Genomic DNA, 16,302 nt, shown 5'->3' with positions numbered 1-16,302 from the left:
GCACTAGTTCGGGAACATCGCCTTCAATGTCTTCGCATTGACGAGCGTTGAGACCGGTGTTTCCATCGGGAGGTTTTTGTCGCAGAGACCCTTCTTCACGGTTTTCATGGAGAACGGCACCTTGATCCAAGGCGAAACCGTTTCGCCAGCCTGCGCCATCATCGCAGCGGACACCGCGAAGCGCGCTGTAACCGTCGTGCCGGACGCTGAATAGTAGATACGGAATTTAGAGCTATTTGCTGCTTCCCAATCACAGAACAGACCCTGCTCGTCTGTGCGCAACGCCGCGACCGTGTCTACGTCCTTGCCCGCTGCTTGATATGCACGCATTGCAGCTCTGAACCCGTCCGCATATTCGTAGATCCAACCATCGAAGTCACCATATTGCGCCAGAGCGGCCGACACGGCGGTAAAAGTGCCTTCTTGCGTCCAGTTCGTATCGAGTTTTGCGAGGATCTTAATGGACGATGCATCGGCCTGCTCTTGCGCGCACTTCTGCCAAGTCGCGCTGAGCGTATTGCCCGGCGTGCCGCCAAGTGCGACCAGAGCTTTGGCGCTCGGCTTGTCAGCGACTACAGCTTTCACCATGTCCTGACCGAGAGCGCACAGATCCTCGTGCACTGTGCTGACGTAGTCCTCTCCCGCGGTGCCAACCTCTTGGCCGTTGTTCAGCACAACAGTGATGCCCGCTTCTTTCGCTTCGCGAACGGTCGGCAGAAGCGCTGGACCAGCATCAGCGTACAGAACGATGATGTTGACGCCTTGAGCGATGTAGGCATTGAGATCAGCGATCGCCTTAGAGACGTCGCCCCGAGCCGACGAGTACTGGATCTTGCCGATTTCCTGATAGGCCAGCGCCTGCTGAATAAACTCCATCTTGGTTACGCGGCGCCAGACATTCTCGCCGAAACCATCGGCGTACGCGATTGTCAGTTCTCCGCCCGTGCCGGTTTCACAAACGTCGTTCTTCCAGCATTCAAGCGCTTTAGCCTCGAGTTCCGGCGTGAGCGGCTTGGCGGCAATCTCAATTGCCTTCGCGATGGCAGGGTCGACCTCGGTTGTGCCAAGACGGCTTTTCATAATTTCCTCTGCCGGTTCGGCAATGGCGAGGTTGGCACTCAAGCAAAAGACCCCAGCAACGACGGCCGCGGCCATTCTGGACCGAAATAGATTCATAGACTCCTCCCGTGAGAGTTTGGCTCACCTCCTCAGATGAGCCAAACGTTGAATTTTCAGATCAGAACCATGCCGCCATCGACCATGATGGTCTGGCCGGTGATGTAGTCAGAAGCATCGGAGGCAAGAAACGTCGTCGTTCCTACAATGTCCTTGGGCACGGATACCCGACCTAGAAGGATGTTTGCCGAGAACTCGTTGATCAGCTGCTCCGGTTTAGAGGTGATCCCGTGCTGAAGAGCGTCATCGTCGAGCTGCTTCCAGAGTTCCGTCGCGACCACGCCGGGGCTGAAGCAGTTGACAGTGATGCCGTGCTTGGCAAAGGAACGGGCAGCAGATTGCGTCAGCGAAACCACCGCAAACTTCGATGCGCAGTAGTGGGCATAGTCCGGCCAACCCTGTTTTCCTGCGATCGATGCGGTGTTGATGATCTTGCCGCCATGACCTTGGCTGATCATATGCCGAACGGCCTCTTGGGTCCCGATGAGCACACCAAGGCCGTTGATTTTCATGATACGGTTGAAGTCATCTTCCGTGACTTCCATGAATGGGCAAGTTTGGCTGATGCCAGCGTTATTGAAGAGCACATCGAGGCGCCCGAACTTTTCCACGACCTTCGCGATCATGGCCTTGACTTGCTGACGGTCGGAAACGTCGACTGCGACCGAGATTGCCTCTCCGCCGGCCTGTTTGATCTGCTCGGCAACGCTTGCGGCGTTGTCGGAATTGACGTCGGCGATAGCCACACGGGCGCCGTTGCGCGCCAGATCGCCAGCGATGGCGGTGCCAAGGCCACGGCCCGCACCCGTAACGATGATGACCTTATCTTTTACTGATCCTGACATGAAAGGGCTCCTCCATTTTTCATGATTGTTGAATTGACGGCGGCGGCTGCCGCGTAGAGTTTGTTTGGTTCGGAAGGGGCGCGATCTATGAAGCATGAAGCTTCTTGGCGAGCTCCCTTACATCGGCTTTCTGCACCTTGCCGTTTTGGTTCCTGGGGACCGGTTCCTCTCCAACCAGCCAGAAATCCGGCACCTTGTAGTCAGCGATCTTGGCGAGAAGGTAAGCGCGCAACGCATCACCATTCAGCTCCGCGGCCCGACGTTTGACAAAGGCAAATGTCTTTTCACCGAGGACCGGATCCGGGACGCCGACCACGGCGCATTCCTCGATATCGGGATGTTCCATCAGCGAGTTTTCGACTTCCGCGCTGAATACCTTGAAGCCGCCGCGATTAATCATGTCCTTGAGGCGATCGTGAACATAAATCAGGCCGCAGACGTCCCGCTTTCCGATGTCACCACTCTTCCAGAACCCGTTGACGAACGACTGGCGGGTTGCCTCCTCATTGTTCCAGTAACCAGGACTAACGTTTGGTCCCCTGATCCAGAGTTCTCCGGATTCCCCATTGGGAAGCGGCTCTCCAGTTGAATCCACAATGAGGATCTCGTCGCACTCCAGGGAAAAGCCGACGCTTGCCGGCGCTGATGACGTCAGCTCGGGAGGCATGATCGTACAAACGGCGCAGGTTTCTGTGGCCCCATATGCGTTGATCATACGGAGCCCAGGCGCGATCTGGCTGAACCGCTCAATCACGGCGGGCGGCATTATCGCACCGCCATAGATCCCATATTTCCAAGCCGACAGATCGTAGTCCTGGATATTCGGTGCCATTGCAAACAACTGGTACATCGAGGGTACCAGAACGGCGTAGGTAACTTGTTCGCGAACCATGAGTTCAAGAACCGGGGCCACTTTGAATTCTCGCGCCATGACGAGCGTGCCACCGGACGCCAACGTTACCGACGCGAGAGGACCAAAGCCCGCAATGTGTGTCGCGGGGACAGCCAACAAACTCCTCTGCGGGCGGTCGATGGCTAGCGCGTAAAGGTAATGAAGGCAGGTATGTACGAAATTCGTGTGCGTGAGGCAGGCGCCCTTTGGCTTACCCGTTGTTCCGGACGTAAAGACGATCATCATGAGATCTTCTTTGTCCAGAACGGGGAGAGCGAACGGCGAGGCCTGAGCCAAAGTGGCGAATGCGTCTGCCGCACCCGGTTCCCCATCAACCAGGAACACTCGCTGGAGGCTGCTTCCCGAAGTCGGAAACTTCTCCAACCATTGCGACGCCGTAACGGCAAGAAGCGGTGTCGCGTCATTGACGATGTAGCTGACATCTGAAGGGCCGAGCCGGGTTCCGAGTGGGATGGCAATCCCCCCGGCCCTCACTGCCGCCAGGACCGAAACGAGGTATTCCAGCCGGTTGTCGAGCATGATCGCGATACGGTCGCCCTTCTTGAGTCCCGCGTTGATCAGACCAAATGCGGTTTTCTCAACCAAGATGTCGAGTTCCCGATAGGAAATTCGACGCTCTCCGCAAACCACAGCCTCCTGGTTTGGAAAACGCAGGGTGCTGGCTCGAAACATCTCGTCGTATGTTTCCGGGCGAGCGGCGTACCGGACATGAAGACGGCCGGGCTCTGCGACCGTCTCGTTAATCTCAGCATTAACCTTCCAGCGACCGCCGTGAAACGCGCCGAATGGCACACCCCAGCTATCTCGGTTCGCGGTTGGGTCGAATGCCCCCTGCCCGGGGACACCGTTGCCTTTGTTGTTCTCCTCCTTCATGGCATTGCGCCCTACTCTGCGGCGGCGGTGGTGTTGGCTCCTGCAGAGATGCCGCACATCTGGCGAAACTCATCGGCGGTCATCAGTTCGCGGCCAAGGTTTTCCACCATTGTGCGTGCGATACGGAACGCATCGACGTTGCGCTCGATCAGGTCGTCACGATGCGGCCACTTCCACACCGTGTCCTCCATACCGACACGAACGTGGAGACCCATCAGCAACGCGAGGTTTGCAAGGTGAAGGCTTGCCCGGCCCCCGGCGCAGACGATGATGTTTGCACCCGGATCAACTTGCCGGATGAGCCCAACCTGGCGCACGAGACCGTCCATCATGCTCTGTGGCGAGTACATTGGCGTGCAACCGGGAAGACCAGCAAGCAGCAACCAGGTCAGAGGCCCTTTCACCAAACCGCTGTCAATGAGCAGCCGGCGTGCATTATCGACGTCGCCGTCTGTGTACACGGCGAGCTGCGGGACCAGCCCGGCATCGACCACCATGCGAGTTTTCTCGATGATGGCGTGCGGCGGCTTTACGAAGAGGTTGTCGCCGAGGATCAGCGCCGTGGTGTTCACGGGCACAGCGTTCACGAGCAACCGGTCGATGACCTCTTGCATGCCCTTGCACTCAGTGTCGTTGACGGCGACGAGGCAGGCGTCGAGCGCGATGTTCGGGTGATCGGACTTGAGCCGTCCAAGGACTTCAGCGAAACGGTCGACATCAAGGACGTTGTGGCCACCGTCATCGCGAACGTGAATGTGGATGATCTGAGCGCCTTCGGCGATGCATTCTTTCGCAGAACGAATGATCTCGTCGGGCGTCTGTGCTTGGTTGGGATTCTCGGCCTTGGTGAAAAACGCCCCGTTGATCGCAACAGAGACGGCAGCTTTCGGCAGCGCATCCCACCGTGGCATTTGCGGAGCGCCTGAGATCAGGCTATCGCCAGCCGACATGATGGTCGGGGCTGCATAAGGTCTCCAATAGGTCCGTATATTCTCCTTGGCGACCCTATTGCGGACCCGTTCCCAGTTAATCGTGTTGGCGCTCATCGATTTGCTCCGATCAGTTTGGCGTGTCAGGCAGACTTTGACTGATCAGTCGAAGTCCCGTTGTATTGGACTTAAGTTATCCAGTCAGATCGAGATCGGCTCGGCGCCAGCTGACAACTGCTACGCCAAACCTGCCAAAGTGGAGCGTGATGCCCAGGTGTTTGCAGCAAATGGGATAGGTGCCCCTGCTTTGACCATGGCTGCTTTGGTGAAAGTGAAGGCCAGCCCAGGTATGAGGTCGATCCCGAGCGTCAGAGACGCGGGTACAAGGATGCAACAACGTTTGTCCAGCCTATCGAAGGCGTTGGTCCAGATCGAATGGGATATGGGGCACAAGCGACAGCGCGGCCACGTTCTTGTCGTCGCCGCTGAGGATCGGCGTGTTAAGGCTGTCGTATCTCAAGGCCCCACGATCAGTGGATCGAAGGTTGCTGTTCGAAGAGCTAAGACCCAAGTAGCACTATTGCGAGAGCAACTCGCTACCGACCGCGTTCTGCGTGTTCTTGGTCAAGGCAGATCTTACGTCGACGTCGTAGCTGAACACTCCGAACAGGCGTGTGCATTGCCAGAACAGGACAGCTCTGAATATTTCAAAACCGCGTCTGTCATCGCTCCAAATTGGAATCCGCAAATCACTGTACGCAGTCTCGAACTTGCCCGCGCCAATGAGCCCGGCGCATTTGTGCGCTTGATAAGTCCGATGCCGTTGTTGATGCTGGTCGCCTAAGACGATCATCTTACGCCGACCGACCTCGCACTGGACGCGTTCGATCGCGCCGGCGAACCTAAGGCGTTGGAGATGCTGCCGGGCGGACATTTCGCGCCAGATACGGATTTGTTCGAGCAATCGAGCGGTGCGGCTGTAAATTGGTTCAAATCACATTATGACCCCGCGCCGCTGCGCAAACCGCATCCTCTATCGGCTGGGCTCTCGACGAAACCCGAGAGCCCTTTTCTTATGCACCAGAGCACCTGCAAACGCACTCAAACCACGAGGCGCAGAGGCAACCTGGCGTAGGCGGCCGATCGATCGTTATGCGCGTATACCGGTTCACCCGCCATCTCGATTCGTTTTACCCGCTTCGTGATGGTGTTGAACACTGCGTTGGCTTCGGCCAATGAGATGATCATTCCGGGGCATGAATGGGCGCCTACACCAAAGGAGAGGTGATTGCCTGCTTCAGCTGAGCGCGTGACGTCGACCTTGTGCGGATCTTTGAAAACTTCTGGGTCCCGGTTAGCCGAGGCAATCATGAAACGCACCAGCACTTTCGGAGGTATCTTTACTCCGCGGATTTCCAGTTCCTCCGTCGTGAAACGGGTGAAAGATATCTCGGGTGTATGAAGGCGCGTGATTTCATTCATGATCGCCTGATGCTTATCAGGATTTGTCTTCCAAAGTTCGAAGACGTCCGGGTGACGGGCAAAAATCTCCAGCCCGCCAGTGATGAGGTAGGCCGCATTGGGCGTTCCCGTTGCCCAGAACAGTAACAAACCCTCAAACAATTGCTGTTCTGTCATCTCGCCGTTCGCAACCTCTTCGATCCACGAGGCGGTCATGCCTGGCTCGGGCGAGGCTCGTCGCATTGCCAGGTAGTACCGGACCCGATCGCTGAGATAATCGAACGCCGCCTGGCATCGTTGCTCCTCTTCTGCGGTTACTGCCGAACCAAGAGCAGTCATGGCGTCATGCATCCACGCCGACGCCGTGTCATAGCCTTCCGTTGGAAGTCCAAGGGCTGCGCACATGGCGTGGTGGGCAGGAATAAGGGCGAGGTTTCGGAATGCCTCGATCATGCCTTGCGGGCCAAGGTCATCAATCGCCGAATTTACTGCCTTGGCCGTGGCTTCCGCCCACTGGTTGGCGAGTTTCGGGGTAAACCACTTGTTCGATCGACGACGGAGGTCGGTATGCTCGGGCGGATCCTTTACAATGATGCTGTCCTTGAAGAGGCTCCAAGGACTCTTCGGCACCCAATCGGGAGCCTTCATCGATAAGGAAGGGTGTTTACCGTATTTGACGATGTCATCGTAGCGAGAGATAACATAGGTGTTTTCGACCAAAGGGTCTTTGTAGACTGGTGCTTTGCTTCGGACCACGTCGTACCAGGGGTACGGATTATCTCGGAACGCCTTGTCCGCCCAAGGCAGAAGCGAGTCTACTTTCGTTGTTGCGTGAGCGTTCATCAGTCTAGTTCCCTTATTTATCTTGCTGGGCTTGAACAAGGACCAAACAAATAATCGTTAGGTCTACAGGTGCTGAAGGAGGGGCGTGGAAACGAACTACTGAGCGGTGAAACCGCCGTCGATGATATGTTCCGCGCCGGTAATGTAAGCTGACTCATCTGACACAAGAAACAGCGCTAGCGAGGCGATCTCCTCAGGGCGGGCGAACCGTTTCAAAGGGACGTAGTCCGCGTTGTAGCCTCTGCCTTCGATCATCGGTGTTTCCGTATCGCCCGGATGAATGCTATTCACCCGAATATTCGAGGATGCCAGATCCAGTGCGGCAGCCTTCGTCATCCCACGAACCGCCCATTTCGTGGCTGTGTAAGCAAAGAAGCCTGGGTAACCCACAATACCCGCCGTCGAGGAGACGGTTATGATCGACCCCCCTCCCGCACGCTTCATCGAGGGGATGACAGCCTTCATACCGAGAAAGGCCCCGACCTGCATGACATCGACCAGGAAGCGGTAGGTCGCCAGGCTCGTCTGCTCGATCCCTTCTTCAACCAAGATGCCGGCATTGTTGACCAATGCGTGGATGGGGCCATCAAAGCGCCTTTCGGCTTGACTGACGACGTTCGCCCACCCCTCTTCGCTGCGCACGTCGAGTTCGACAAACGCAGCCGCTTCGCCGATCTCCTTAACAACCGCCGCACCCTGAACGCCATTTCTGTTGGCGATGAGGACTCGGGCTCCCTCGGCGGTGAATCGTCTGACCTGGGCGAGCCCCATGCCGCTAGTGCCGCCGATGACGATGACATTCTTGTCTTTTAATCTTCCAGTCATGTTGCTGTTCCCTCTATCTTTTATTCGTTAATGGCAACTCGCTCTTCTCGGATTACGACGGAACCACGCCGCCACTCTTTGCGGTCCAGGTCGCGATGTAGTCCATGAGTTTCGGGTCGACGCAGTCATAGGGCTGGAGACCAAGTTCCTTCAGTCTCTCGCGGATACCGGCGACATTCTCTGGAGCTTGGGAGACGGGGTCCATGGCTAGTAGACGACTACACCGCGGATGCTTTCGCCCGCATGCATCAGTTCGAAGCCCTTGTTGATGTCCTCGAGCGGCAGGGTGTGGGTGATCATCGGATCGATCTCGATCTTGCCCTCCATGTACCAGTCGACGATTTTCGGGACGTCGGTGCGGCCGCGGGCGCCGCCGAAGGCGGTGCCCATCCAGCTGCGGCCCGTGACGAGCTGGAACGGCCGGGTGGCAATCTCCTGGCCGGCACCGGCGACGCCGATCACCACCGACTTGCCCCAGCCGCGATGCGAGGCTTCGAGCGCCTGGCGCATCACGCGGGTGTTGCCGGTGCAGTCGAAGGTGTAGTCGGCGCCGCCGATCTGGTCGGCGCCGCGCTTCGTCAGGTTGACGAGATAGGCGACGATGTCGCCCTCGACCTCCGTCGGGTTGACGAAATGGGTCATGCCGAAGCGCTCGCCCCAGGCCTTCTTGCCGTTGTTGAGGTCGACGCCGATAATCATGTCGGCACCGGCGAGCCTTAAGCCCTGGATGACGTTGAGGCCGATGCCGCCGAGGCCGAAGACGATGGCGGTGGCGCCGATCTCCACCTTGGCGGTGTTGATCACCGCGCCGATGCCGGTGGTGACGCCGCAGCCGATGTAGCAGATCTTGTCGAACGGCGCGTCCGGATTGACCTTGGCGACGGCGATCTCCGGCAGCACCGTGTAGTTGGCGAAGGTCGAGCAGCCCATGTAGTGGTGGATCTTGTCCTTGCCGATCGAGAAGCGCGAGGTGCCGTCCGGCATCAGGCCCTGGCCTTGCGTCGCGCGGATCGCGGTGCACAGATTGGTCTTGCGGCTGAGGCAGGAGGGGCAGGAACGGCATTCCGGCGTATAGAGCGGAATGACGTGATCACCCTTCTTCACCGAGGTGACGCCCGGGCCGACATCGACGACGATGCCGGCGCCTTCATGGCCGAGGATCGCCGGGAACAGGCCCTCCGGATCGGCGCCGGACAGGGTGAAGTCGTCGGTGTGGCAGATGCCGGTGGCCTTGACCTCGATCAGCACCTCACCGGCCCTCGGGCCGTCGAGCTGAACCGTCATGACCTCGAGCGGTTTTCCTGCCTGTACGGCAACGGCTGCAAGAACGTCCATTTTAGCCTCTGGTATTCGTCTCATTTCAATTTCGGGAAGTCGCCCACGACCGCGATCAGAAGGCGTCTCGGGCCGCCGTCAGCCAGCCGCCATCAATGACGAAAGAACTGCCGTGCACGAAATCACCCTCGTCGCCCGCTAAAAAAGCAGTCAAGCGAGCGATCTCTTCCGGGCGGCACCAACGCTGCGCCGGTGTCTTCATGATGCCTTCGTCCATATCTGGAAGAGCGTCGGTTCCGCCATGCAGTGCCATGGGGGTTGCCGTGGCTCCAGGGCAGATGGCATTCACACGGATGCCTTTGGCCCCATACTCGAAGCACAATTGCCGCGTGAGACCCAACAACCCGTGTTTGGAGGCCGTATAGGCCGAGCCTCCTCCAGCGGCACTGAACGATGAGACCGAAGCGATGTTGACGATAGAACCCTTCCCCTGCCGCAGCATGTGCGGGATAGCGCACTTCGACATCAGAAAGGGGCCAGTCAAATTGATTGAGAGCACGCTTCCCCAGGCTTCAAGACTGACTGTATGGGCCGGTTCATAGGTATCTAGGACACCGGCATTGTTGACAAGAACATCAATACGGCCCCAGCCTGCAACGATCTCCTCAATCGCTTTGGTGACGTCGCCTTCAACGGAAACGTCTGCACGAAAGGCCTTGGCACGCTCTGGGGCGCTCAACAGCCCGACGCTTTCTTCAACCTTCGACTGTGTGCGGCCGATCGCAGCAACAAAAGCGCCGCGGCTTGCAAATTCTTGCACCATGGCGCGGCCCATCCCGGATCCGGCGCCCGTGATAGCTACCACTTTGTTCTCATATTCCATGTTTTAACCTTTGCGTAAGTGAGCTCTCAGAGCGAGCTAAGCAGTGCCCGCGGTTACACAAATGACACTGGGTCACCCACTGCAATCTCCCCGGGTGAGCGAACCTCGGCGTAGGATGCGAATCCGGGCGTTGCGTAGTGAGGCATCAGCCCGTGGGGCAAGTTCACTCTCTGTCTGAATCCCATCAAAGCAGGGATCGTACGGGCGTTGTTGATCCCTGTGTCGGGATCAAGTTGGGTTATGACGCAACGAGGAACCGATCCGCGAATCTGCAGGACAGCGGAACCGACTTGCATGGTTTTGCCGTTCCAGCCGTCCTCTGCAAAGGGCTCCTCATGCTCGATGACCAAATTCGCCCGAAACCGACGGTGATCGACGACAGAGCCCATTCGCTTGCTGAGGTCATCCAAGGAGCCCGTCGTAACAAGAGTGATCGGAAGTACATCAATGCCGTCGCCTCCCGTGACGACCTTCACCATCGTCACCGTCTTGCCGGAGAACCTCCTGAGGCGATTGTTCCACTCCCCCTCGACTTTGCGAACTGCAACGTTGCGCATTCCCAGAAAATCGAGGCCAAACGTTTCCTCGCCTAACAAACAGTCGTCCTCCACGCGGCTTCCGTCCGGATATGCCAACATCAGGACGTTCAGCTTCTCGTCGAAGTCGAACCGAAGTGGCAGGTAATGCCGGTGATCACCTGGCGATAGCGGGCTTCCGGATTCATCGAGCAAAATGAACTGGCGATCGCCCGCTATGCCTCGGGCTGTGACAGTTGCCCGGTCGACCTCGAGTAGCCTCGTGGCCTTCACGTGAGCCATTCCGATATGTTTGACCTTCATGAATCCGGACCCCATTGGAGCAAACATCTACCTTGATTGGTTCTGGCGTGGCCTCACGCCGCGAAATCTGCGTGCAGACGAGCTCAAAAATGATCTCCCAACGCAAACATCTGCGTCGCGCAGAGCCATTTTGCCTCCACCTTCACCCAGGCGAAGAGAATCTTGTATGGAGTCGGCTCACCGCCTTCGACCGCATGAGTTGTGCCTATGAGAAACTCCAAGGCACCATCGCCGACGGCGATTAGCCGTTCCGTCTTCGTACTCCAGTGGTACTTGCCGACAATGCCGGAATAGAGCTGGTAGATGGCTTCGGATCCTTTCCAGGTCGACTCGCCATCGCCAAAGACCCATGCGTCTTTCGTGTAATAATCATTCACAATGAGCGCGGCATCGCCTGTTGCGAAGGCTCTTTTCATTAATTCGTGTTGAGAAGCGATAGCCTCTCGCGCAGCAGCATCCAATGTGGACATGATGGTTCCAATTCCTCGATCAGTTTATATTGCGCACTGTCCTCGGCGCCCATGGACCGCGCACGAGAGTTCTTGATAATGGATCTTGACGACCGGCCGCCTCTAGGCGCCGCTTTCGAGAAAGCCCATGATATCCTTGGCGGCTGCCTCGGGAATTTCCCAGGTTACGGAGTGACCATAGTCGACATAGGCTTTGTGCTTTGCATGCGGCAGGACTTTTTTTACGTCTTCCTGATCGGCCGCATTGAAGAACTGGTCCTTATCTCCCCACATCACGAAGACCGGAGCCTTGATGTTTTGCGCCGCCATCGACCAATTCGTGACCCGAAAAGCAACAAGGCATCCATGCCAAGTCTCGTAGGGAACCTGTGAAGCTTCCTGCTTGAGGTATTTCATGAATACCGGATCGATCGGGTGCGGATTCCAGGTCCATTCCTCGAGAAATTCGCTATTCACATCGAGCGGATAAGTTTGGTTTTCGATGGTTTCGACAAGCCAATCGGCCACAGTCGGTCCAGGCTGCAACGCGGTGGCAATCAAAACAACCTTGTTGACTCTATGTCCGTACAAGGCGGCAAAGAGCGCCGCGGTCATCGACCCCATCGAATGACCAACAAGATCCGCTCTTTCAATGCTCAGCGTATCCATGAATTCACTGAGGTCCGCGGCGAAGCTCAAAAGATTGATGTCTCTTTTGACCTTTTCACTATCTCCGTGACCGCGAAGCTCGATCGCGATGAAGCGGCGACCTTTTAGGTAAGGGGCAATCAGCGAAAATGCCCGCGAATTATCGGTATATCCGTGAATCAAGATCACAGGCGGGGCACTCAGGTCACCCCATTCCACGTAGGCGAGCTCGATCCCGCTTTCGATCTTTACCTTTTTCTTGGCCCTAACCCAATCGCTCTGGCTTGCAGGAAGCACCTCCCTGCTCTCCACCATTGTCATTGCAATGCTCCAACATTTATAGAGGTGCTGCGCCGCAGCATCGGCTGCATGCGGCGCTCCGGCTTGAAAACAAACGTCAATCTCTGTTCGCCGCTTGTTCCCGCTTATGTGCTAGGAATTCAAACACTCGATCCGCGCGTCCGAGGCTATTGTACACGTCCCGCTTGGCAGTCCGGAAATAGAGTGCGAGCCCACATCCCATTACGAAGGCGGCGATCAGGAAATATAGGACCCACAAGTTTTCGCCCGGCGCGCCTCCAACCACCAAATCCAAATGCGCGACAGCGAATACGACGGTTGCGAACATGATGAACGCGGCGATAGCTGGCGCGATGAAGACCTTGAATGCGTTCTCCCCTGAAGGAACACCGTGGCGGCCAAACCAAGCGATTACTGCACAGCTTACCATCGCCATAAGTGCGATGACACCAACACCACCGATACCCGTCGCTATGGCGTATTCGGTCGAACCGCCGGCCTTCATCAGGATGAAAGGTGCCACGAAGAGTGCGGCGACCGTTGCGATCGCATTCGAGGCAGTATGGGGAGAGCTGTGGCGCTGATGTACTTTGGCGAGATAGGTAGGAAGCGCTTTGTCGACGGCCAGGTTCAGAACGTAGCGTGAGAGCACGTTATGGATCGAGACGAGAGCTGCGAACAGAGACAAGATTACAGAGCAATAGGCTACCTGTTCGAAGACAGGCGAGACAAACTTTCCGATTGCGACTGTAAACATGGATGTGGGATTAGCTTTCGCAACTTCCCAGGCTTGGGAACCAAATGCCTCCGTCAATGTGTAGCAAGATAACGTGTAAAGGACGCCCACGAAGATAACGGCGCCGTAAGTCGCGCGGGGAATCGTTCTGTCGGGATCGCGTACTTCATCCCGGAACAACGCAGTCGCTTCGAAACCGAGGAACACCAGAATAGTGTACAGCAACGTAACGCCTATGTCGCCAGCCGCGAAGGTCGACGGAGACAACGGAGCCGACGATAAGCCTTCAGAGCCGCCGGAATAAAGGACTGCGACATTAAAGATCATCACTATGGCGATTTCGATCAGCATCGCGGTCGACAGGATCTTTGCCGAGAGTTCGATGTGGAAATAGCCGAGTGTACTCACCCCGACCCACGCAATGATCGTCCAAATCCACCAAGTCGTTTCAGGTCCGCCTAGGCTTGAGATCAGCGACGATACGTTGATCCCAATGAAGATGTATGAACCGCCCAGGAGAGCAAGATAGGCGACCACTGCCAAGAATGCGGCACCCAGACCGACCACATTACCGAGGCCCGAACTGATAAACGCATAGAAATCGCCGGGCTTAGGAACGTGTTTGGCCATGGTGACATAGCCGACTGAGAAAAGCAGAAGCACCAACGTCGTTAGGAGAAAGGCAAAAGTGGCGCCAGGCCCCCCAAACAGAATTGTGAAAGGAATGAAGCCCTGGACCACCGCCATCGGAGCCGAGAAGGCAAGAACCGTCAACACAAGGCTTGCCGGTCCCATACGTCCGGCGAGCCTTGGCTTCTCACTTACCCCAACATCGTCATTTAGTAGTGTGAAAACCGGTGAAGCACCGGCGCTATGCGTGGTATCAGTCATGGTTTTGTTCCCCATTTAGTTATTCGAACCGACAATGCCTGTTGGCTTTTTTTCTAGCCGGCTCGCATATTTGGCATCTCGGCAATAGCCGAAATTTCGATCAGAACCCCAGGTATCGCCAGGCTGGTGATCCCCATGGACGTCCATGCCGGATAAGGCGCGGGAAAGATGTCCTTCTTGAGCGGAAGGAACCATTCGTTCACGGTGGTGCAATCGCCCACGTGGAAGGTGTTCAGGACAACAACATCGGCTAAAGTGCAGCCCGCTTCCTTGAGAACCAACTCCAGGTTATTCAGCGCCATCGAAGCCTGCTCTTGGACGGTTTGGCCAAGGTTCCCATTTCGGTCCATGCCAATCTGACCGGCCACGAACAAAAACCCACCGGCCACTCGACCAGGTGCAAATCCGTATGCAGGTCCTGCACCTTCCATTCCGGCTGGCACGATTGCTTTAAGCTGCGAGGTCATTGATCAATACTCCCTTTATCTGTGCTGCGGCGGCTTCGCCTGACTGGACAGCGCCTTCCATGTACCCGGTCCAGGCCGGTGCCGCCTCGGTTCCGGCAAAGTGAATTCTGCCGATGGGTTCTCGCAAAGCCGCGCCGCATGTGCTCATCAAGCCGGGCGGCATGGAGCAAACGGGTCCACCCATGGTGAACTCGACGCCATTCCAGTTCGTCTCGATGTATGCGGTCGGATTACGCGCTTCCTCGCCCAGGCAGCGCGCAAGCGCTGTGAGCATCTCTTCGCGGCGACGCTCTTCCCCCTGTTCAAACCAGCGATCATAGTTGGAGCCCCCGATGAACAGGACCAATGTTGCGACCTTGTCGCCCGGACGAGTGACATCGAGGGAAAAGAAGCCCGGAGCGAGCGAGAAGATTTCGCCCGACAGTCCTTTGTCTAGCCAGAACTGCTTCTCATATCGAATCTGCAGCTTGAGATAGCGGCCAAAGTTGGTGCGGCGGTTGATCTGCCGGCGCGTCGGTGGCAATTCCGGGCAGAACATGATCTGCGCTGCGGCCGATGGCGGAAGCGCCATGATGATGCGCTTGGCGGTATAGGAGCCCCTCTCGGTAAGTACTTCCACGCCGTCTTCGCCATGGTTCACACGGAAGACAGGCTCGGACAAATGGATGCTGCTCGAAGGCAGCTTGTCTGCGATCCTAAGGGAGATTTGCTGGGCGCCACCGATCCACAGCATTACGTTCGCGGTGACCTGCAGGGCGTACATGTCTTCGCATTGCGCAACGTAGAACGCAAAGAAGAGCAGTGAGATCTCCGCAGGGTCGACACCCGTGATGATCGTGACATCGCTTCCCACAATCTTGCGGACCAAGAGATCCGAGACGTTTTCCTCAAGCCATGTCGCCATGGTCTTGGAGTCGAGCTCCGCGGCTTCCGGCGCCTCCCAAGGGTTGTCCTTTCCGACTTTCCTGGCAAGTTCATCGATAGCGGCAAACGCCTTTGCTAAAGCAGCTTTGAGGTCGCTTCCGTCGCCAATGGTCTTCTCGGGATAGCTCCCGTCCTCGGCGATTAATAGCTCGTCACCGAGATCCCAAACCATCTTGCCTGATGGACGAGCCTTGACCATTTCGAGACCCATCTCCTTGCCAAGTCGCTGGGAGCGGATATGGGTCGTACCGATGAACATGCCTCCAAAATCAAGGGCGCCGTTCTCAAACTGGCTATCCGACCACGTACGCCCACCAACCCGATCCTTTCCATCGAATAGAAGAATCTCGAGACCCTCCTCGTGAAGTTCCTTCGCCGCTGCCATTCCAGAAAGGCCTGCGCCGACGATGATTACGTCTGCGTCCAGACTTACTTTGCTCATTTTACTTACTCACGTTTGTTAGGTTGACTAGACCAGAATTCGGGGGCTCCGCTTCCCAAAGCCAGGTCGCGGCACTAACGTCCTTGGTATCGAAATGTTAAGCTACGCCGCCAACCGACCGAGCTCCGGCAGGTATTTTCTGACCCAATCCACGGCAACTTGCGATAAAGCTAAGCCCTTGGCTGCATCGTGACGGCCCGTATCTCCGACCTGCTGTGCTCCAAGCTCGCGAAGCAAACCAGATACGACATCAATGCCGTTGCCATAGGTTTCGTAGGTGCTATCACCCAAGCCGAATGCAGCGAATTTGAGAGCAGACAAATCCGGGCGGATCTCTGCCAAGGAGTCGTAGAAGGGCTGGGTCGTTTCGGGCAATTCACCTTCGCCGTATGTCGAGGTGATCACGATTGCTAAACCTGCCCCGGCCAACTCCGACACATCGCAATCCTCCATCGGCACGAGCTGGGCGCTTTCGCCACTGTCGCGAATGTACTGCGCAATGTCTTCCGCAGCCATTTCAGAGTTGCCGCTTTCGGTCCCAAATAGCACTTTAATCATTCATCAGTTCCCTTTTTTTGTTCAT

At 56.8% G+C, this 16,302-nt stretch carries 16 protein-coding genes and 1 pseudogene; 1 reads left to right on the top strand and 16 read right to left on the bottom strand.

Annotation, left to right across the window (positions count from 1 at the left end):
- Nucleotides 1-3: 3 nt before the first annotated feature.
- The 4 genes from QM996_RS32150 to QM996_RS32135 form a co-directional block, all read right to left on the bottom strand.
- Nucleotides 4-1,122, bottom strand: coding sequence for a type 1 periplasmic-binding domain-containing protein (locus QM996_RS32150; RefSeq protein WP_500270567.1), 1,119 nt, complete (start codon nt 1,120-1,122; stop codon nt 4-6).
- A gap of 110 nt (nt 1,123-1,232) precedes the next feature.
- Nucleotides 1,233-2,021: an SDR family NAD(P)-dependent oxidoreductase gene (locus QM996_RS32145; protein ID WP_334142220.1), complete on the bottom strand. Its 789-nt coding sequence runs from the start codon at nt 2,019-2,021 to the stop codon at nt 1,233-1,235.
- An 85-nt stretch (nt 2,022-2,106) separates the two neighbouring features.
- Nucleotides 2,107-3,807: a class I adenylate-forming enzyme family protein gene (locus QM996_RS32140; RefSeq protein ID WP_334142218.1), complete on the bottom strand. Its 1,701-nt coding sequence runs from the start codon at nt 3,805-3,807 to the stop codon at nt 2,107-2,109.
- 11 nt (nt 3,808-3,818) lie between these two features.
- Nucleotides 3,819-4,853 carry a beta-keto acid cleavage family enzyme gene (locus QM996_RS32135; RefSeq protein ID WP_334142216.1) on the bottom strand — a complete coding sequence of 345 codons (1,035 nt, stop codon included), beginning with the start codon at nt 4,851-4,853 and terminating at the stop codon, nt 3,819-3,821.
- A 271-nt stretch (nt 4,854-5,124) separates the two neighbouring features.
- Here QM996_RS32135 and QM996_RS32130 point away from each other — a divergent pair, with 271 nt between their 5' ends.
- Nucleotides 5,125-5,580, top strand: a complete 456-nt coding sequence (locus QM996_RS32130; protein WP_500270566.1) for a hypothetical protein — start codon at nt 5,125-5,127, stop codon at nt 5,578-5,580.
- Between the two features lie 257 nt (nt 5,581-5,837).
- Here QM996_RS32130 and QM996_RS32125 read toward each other — a convergent pair whose 3' ends face one another.
- The 12 genes and pseudogenes from QM996_RS32125 to QM996_RS32070 form a co-directional block, all read right to left on the bottom strand.
- The gene (locus QM996_RS32125; protein WP_334142212.1) at nt 5,838-7,040 is read right to left on the bottom strand and encodes a cytochrome P450; all 1,203 of its coding nucleotides are present in this window, start codon (nt 7,038-7,040) and stop codon (nt 5,838-5,840) included.
- A gap of 96 nt (nt 7,041-7,136) precedes the next feature.
- Nucleotides 7,137-7,865: an SDR family oxidoreductase gene (locus QM996_RS32120; protein ID WP_334142210.1), complete on the bottom strand. Its 729-nt coding sequence runs from the start codon at nt 7,863-7,865 to the stop codon at nt 7,137-7,139.
- A 52-nt stretch (nt 7,866-7,917) separates the two neighbouring features.
- Nucleotides 7,918-8,049, bottom strand: a pseudogene (locus QM996_RS32115) (S-(hydroxymethyl)glutathione synthase); the annotation flags it as partial.
- A gap of 23 nt (nt 8,050-8,072) precedes the next feature.
- Nucleotides 8,073-9,200 carry an S-(hydroxymethyl)glutathione dehydrogenase/class III alcohol dehydrogenase gene (locus QM996_RS32110; protein WP_334142209.1) on the bottom strand — a complete coding sequence of 376 codons (1,128 nt, stop codon included), beginning with the start codon at nt 9,198-9,200 and terminating at the stop codon, nt 8,073-8,075.
- Nucleotides 9,201-9,255: 55 nt separating this feature from the next.
- A complete protein-coding gene (locus QM996_RS32105) occupies nt 9,256-10,023 on the bottom strand; it encodes an SDR family NAD(P)-dependent oxidoreductase (protein ID WP_500270565.1) in 768 nt (255 codons plus the stop codon).
- Between the two features lie 53 nt (nt 10,024-10,076).
- On the bottom strand, nt 10,077-10,862 hold the full coding sequence (locus QM996_RS32100; protein ID WP_334142205.1) for an MOSC domain-containing protein: 786 nt from the start codon (nt 10,860-10,862) through the stop codon (nt 10,077-10,079).
- Between the two features lie 83 nt (nt 10,863-10,945).
- On the bottom strand, nt 10,946-11,332 hold the full coding sequence (locus QM996_RS32095; RefSeq protein WP_500270564.1) for a nuclear transport factor 2 family protein: 387 nt from the start codon (nt 11,330-11,332) through the stop codon (nt 10,946-10,948).
- 102 nt (nt 11,333-11,434) lie between these two features.
- Nucleotides 11,435-12,280, bottom strand: coding sequence for an alpha/beta fold hydrolase (locus QM996_RS32090; protein ID WP_334142201.1), 846 nt, complete (start codon nt 12,278-12,280; stop codon nt 11,435-11,437).
- 76 nt (nt 12,281-12,356) lie between these two features.
- Nucleotides 12,357-13,886, bottom strand: a complete 1,530-nt coding sequence (locus tag QM996_RS32085; RefSeq protein WP_334142199.1) for an APC family permease — start codon at nt 13,884-13,886, stop codon at nt 12,357-12,359.
- Between the two features lie 53 nt (nt 13,887-13,939).
- Complete coding sequence (locus tag QM996_RS32080) at nt 13,940-14,353, bottom strand: Rid family hydrolase (RefSeq protein ID WP_334142197.1); 414 nt, start codon at nt 14,351-14,353, stop codon at nt 13,940-13,942.
- Nucleotides 14,337-15,719: a flavin monoamine oxidase family protein gene (locus QM996_RS32075; RefSeq protein WP_334142195.1), complete on the bottom strand. Its 1,383-nt coding sequence runs from the start codon at nt 15,717-15,719 to the stop codon at nt 14,337-14,339. Before QM996_RS32075 ends, QM996_RS32080 begins: the two co-directional genes overlap by 17 nt.
- A 102-nt stretch (nt 15,720-15,821) precedes the next feature.
- On the bottom strand, nt 15,822-16,277 hold the full coding sequence (locus tag QM996_RS32070; protein ID WP_334142193.1) for a flavodoxin domain-containing protein: 456 nt from the start codon (nt 16,275-16,277) through the stop codon (nt 15,822-15,824).
- Nucleotides 16,278-16,302 lie beyond the last annotated feature (25 nt).

The organism is Sinorhizobium chiapasense (assembly GCF_045277575.1).
GTDB classification, from domain to species: Bacteria; Pseudomonadota; Alphaproteobacteria; order Rhizobiales; family Rhizobiaceae; genus Ensifer; species Ensifer chiapasense_A.
Note: the sequence above shows the minus strand (reverse complement) of the source record. Positions and strands in the feature narration are given on the sequence as shown.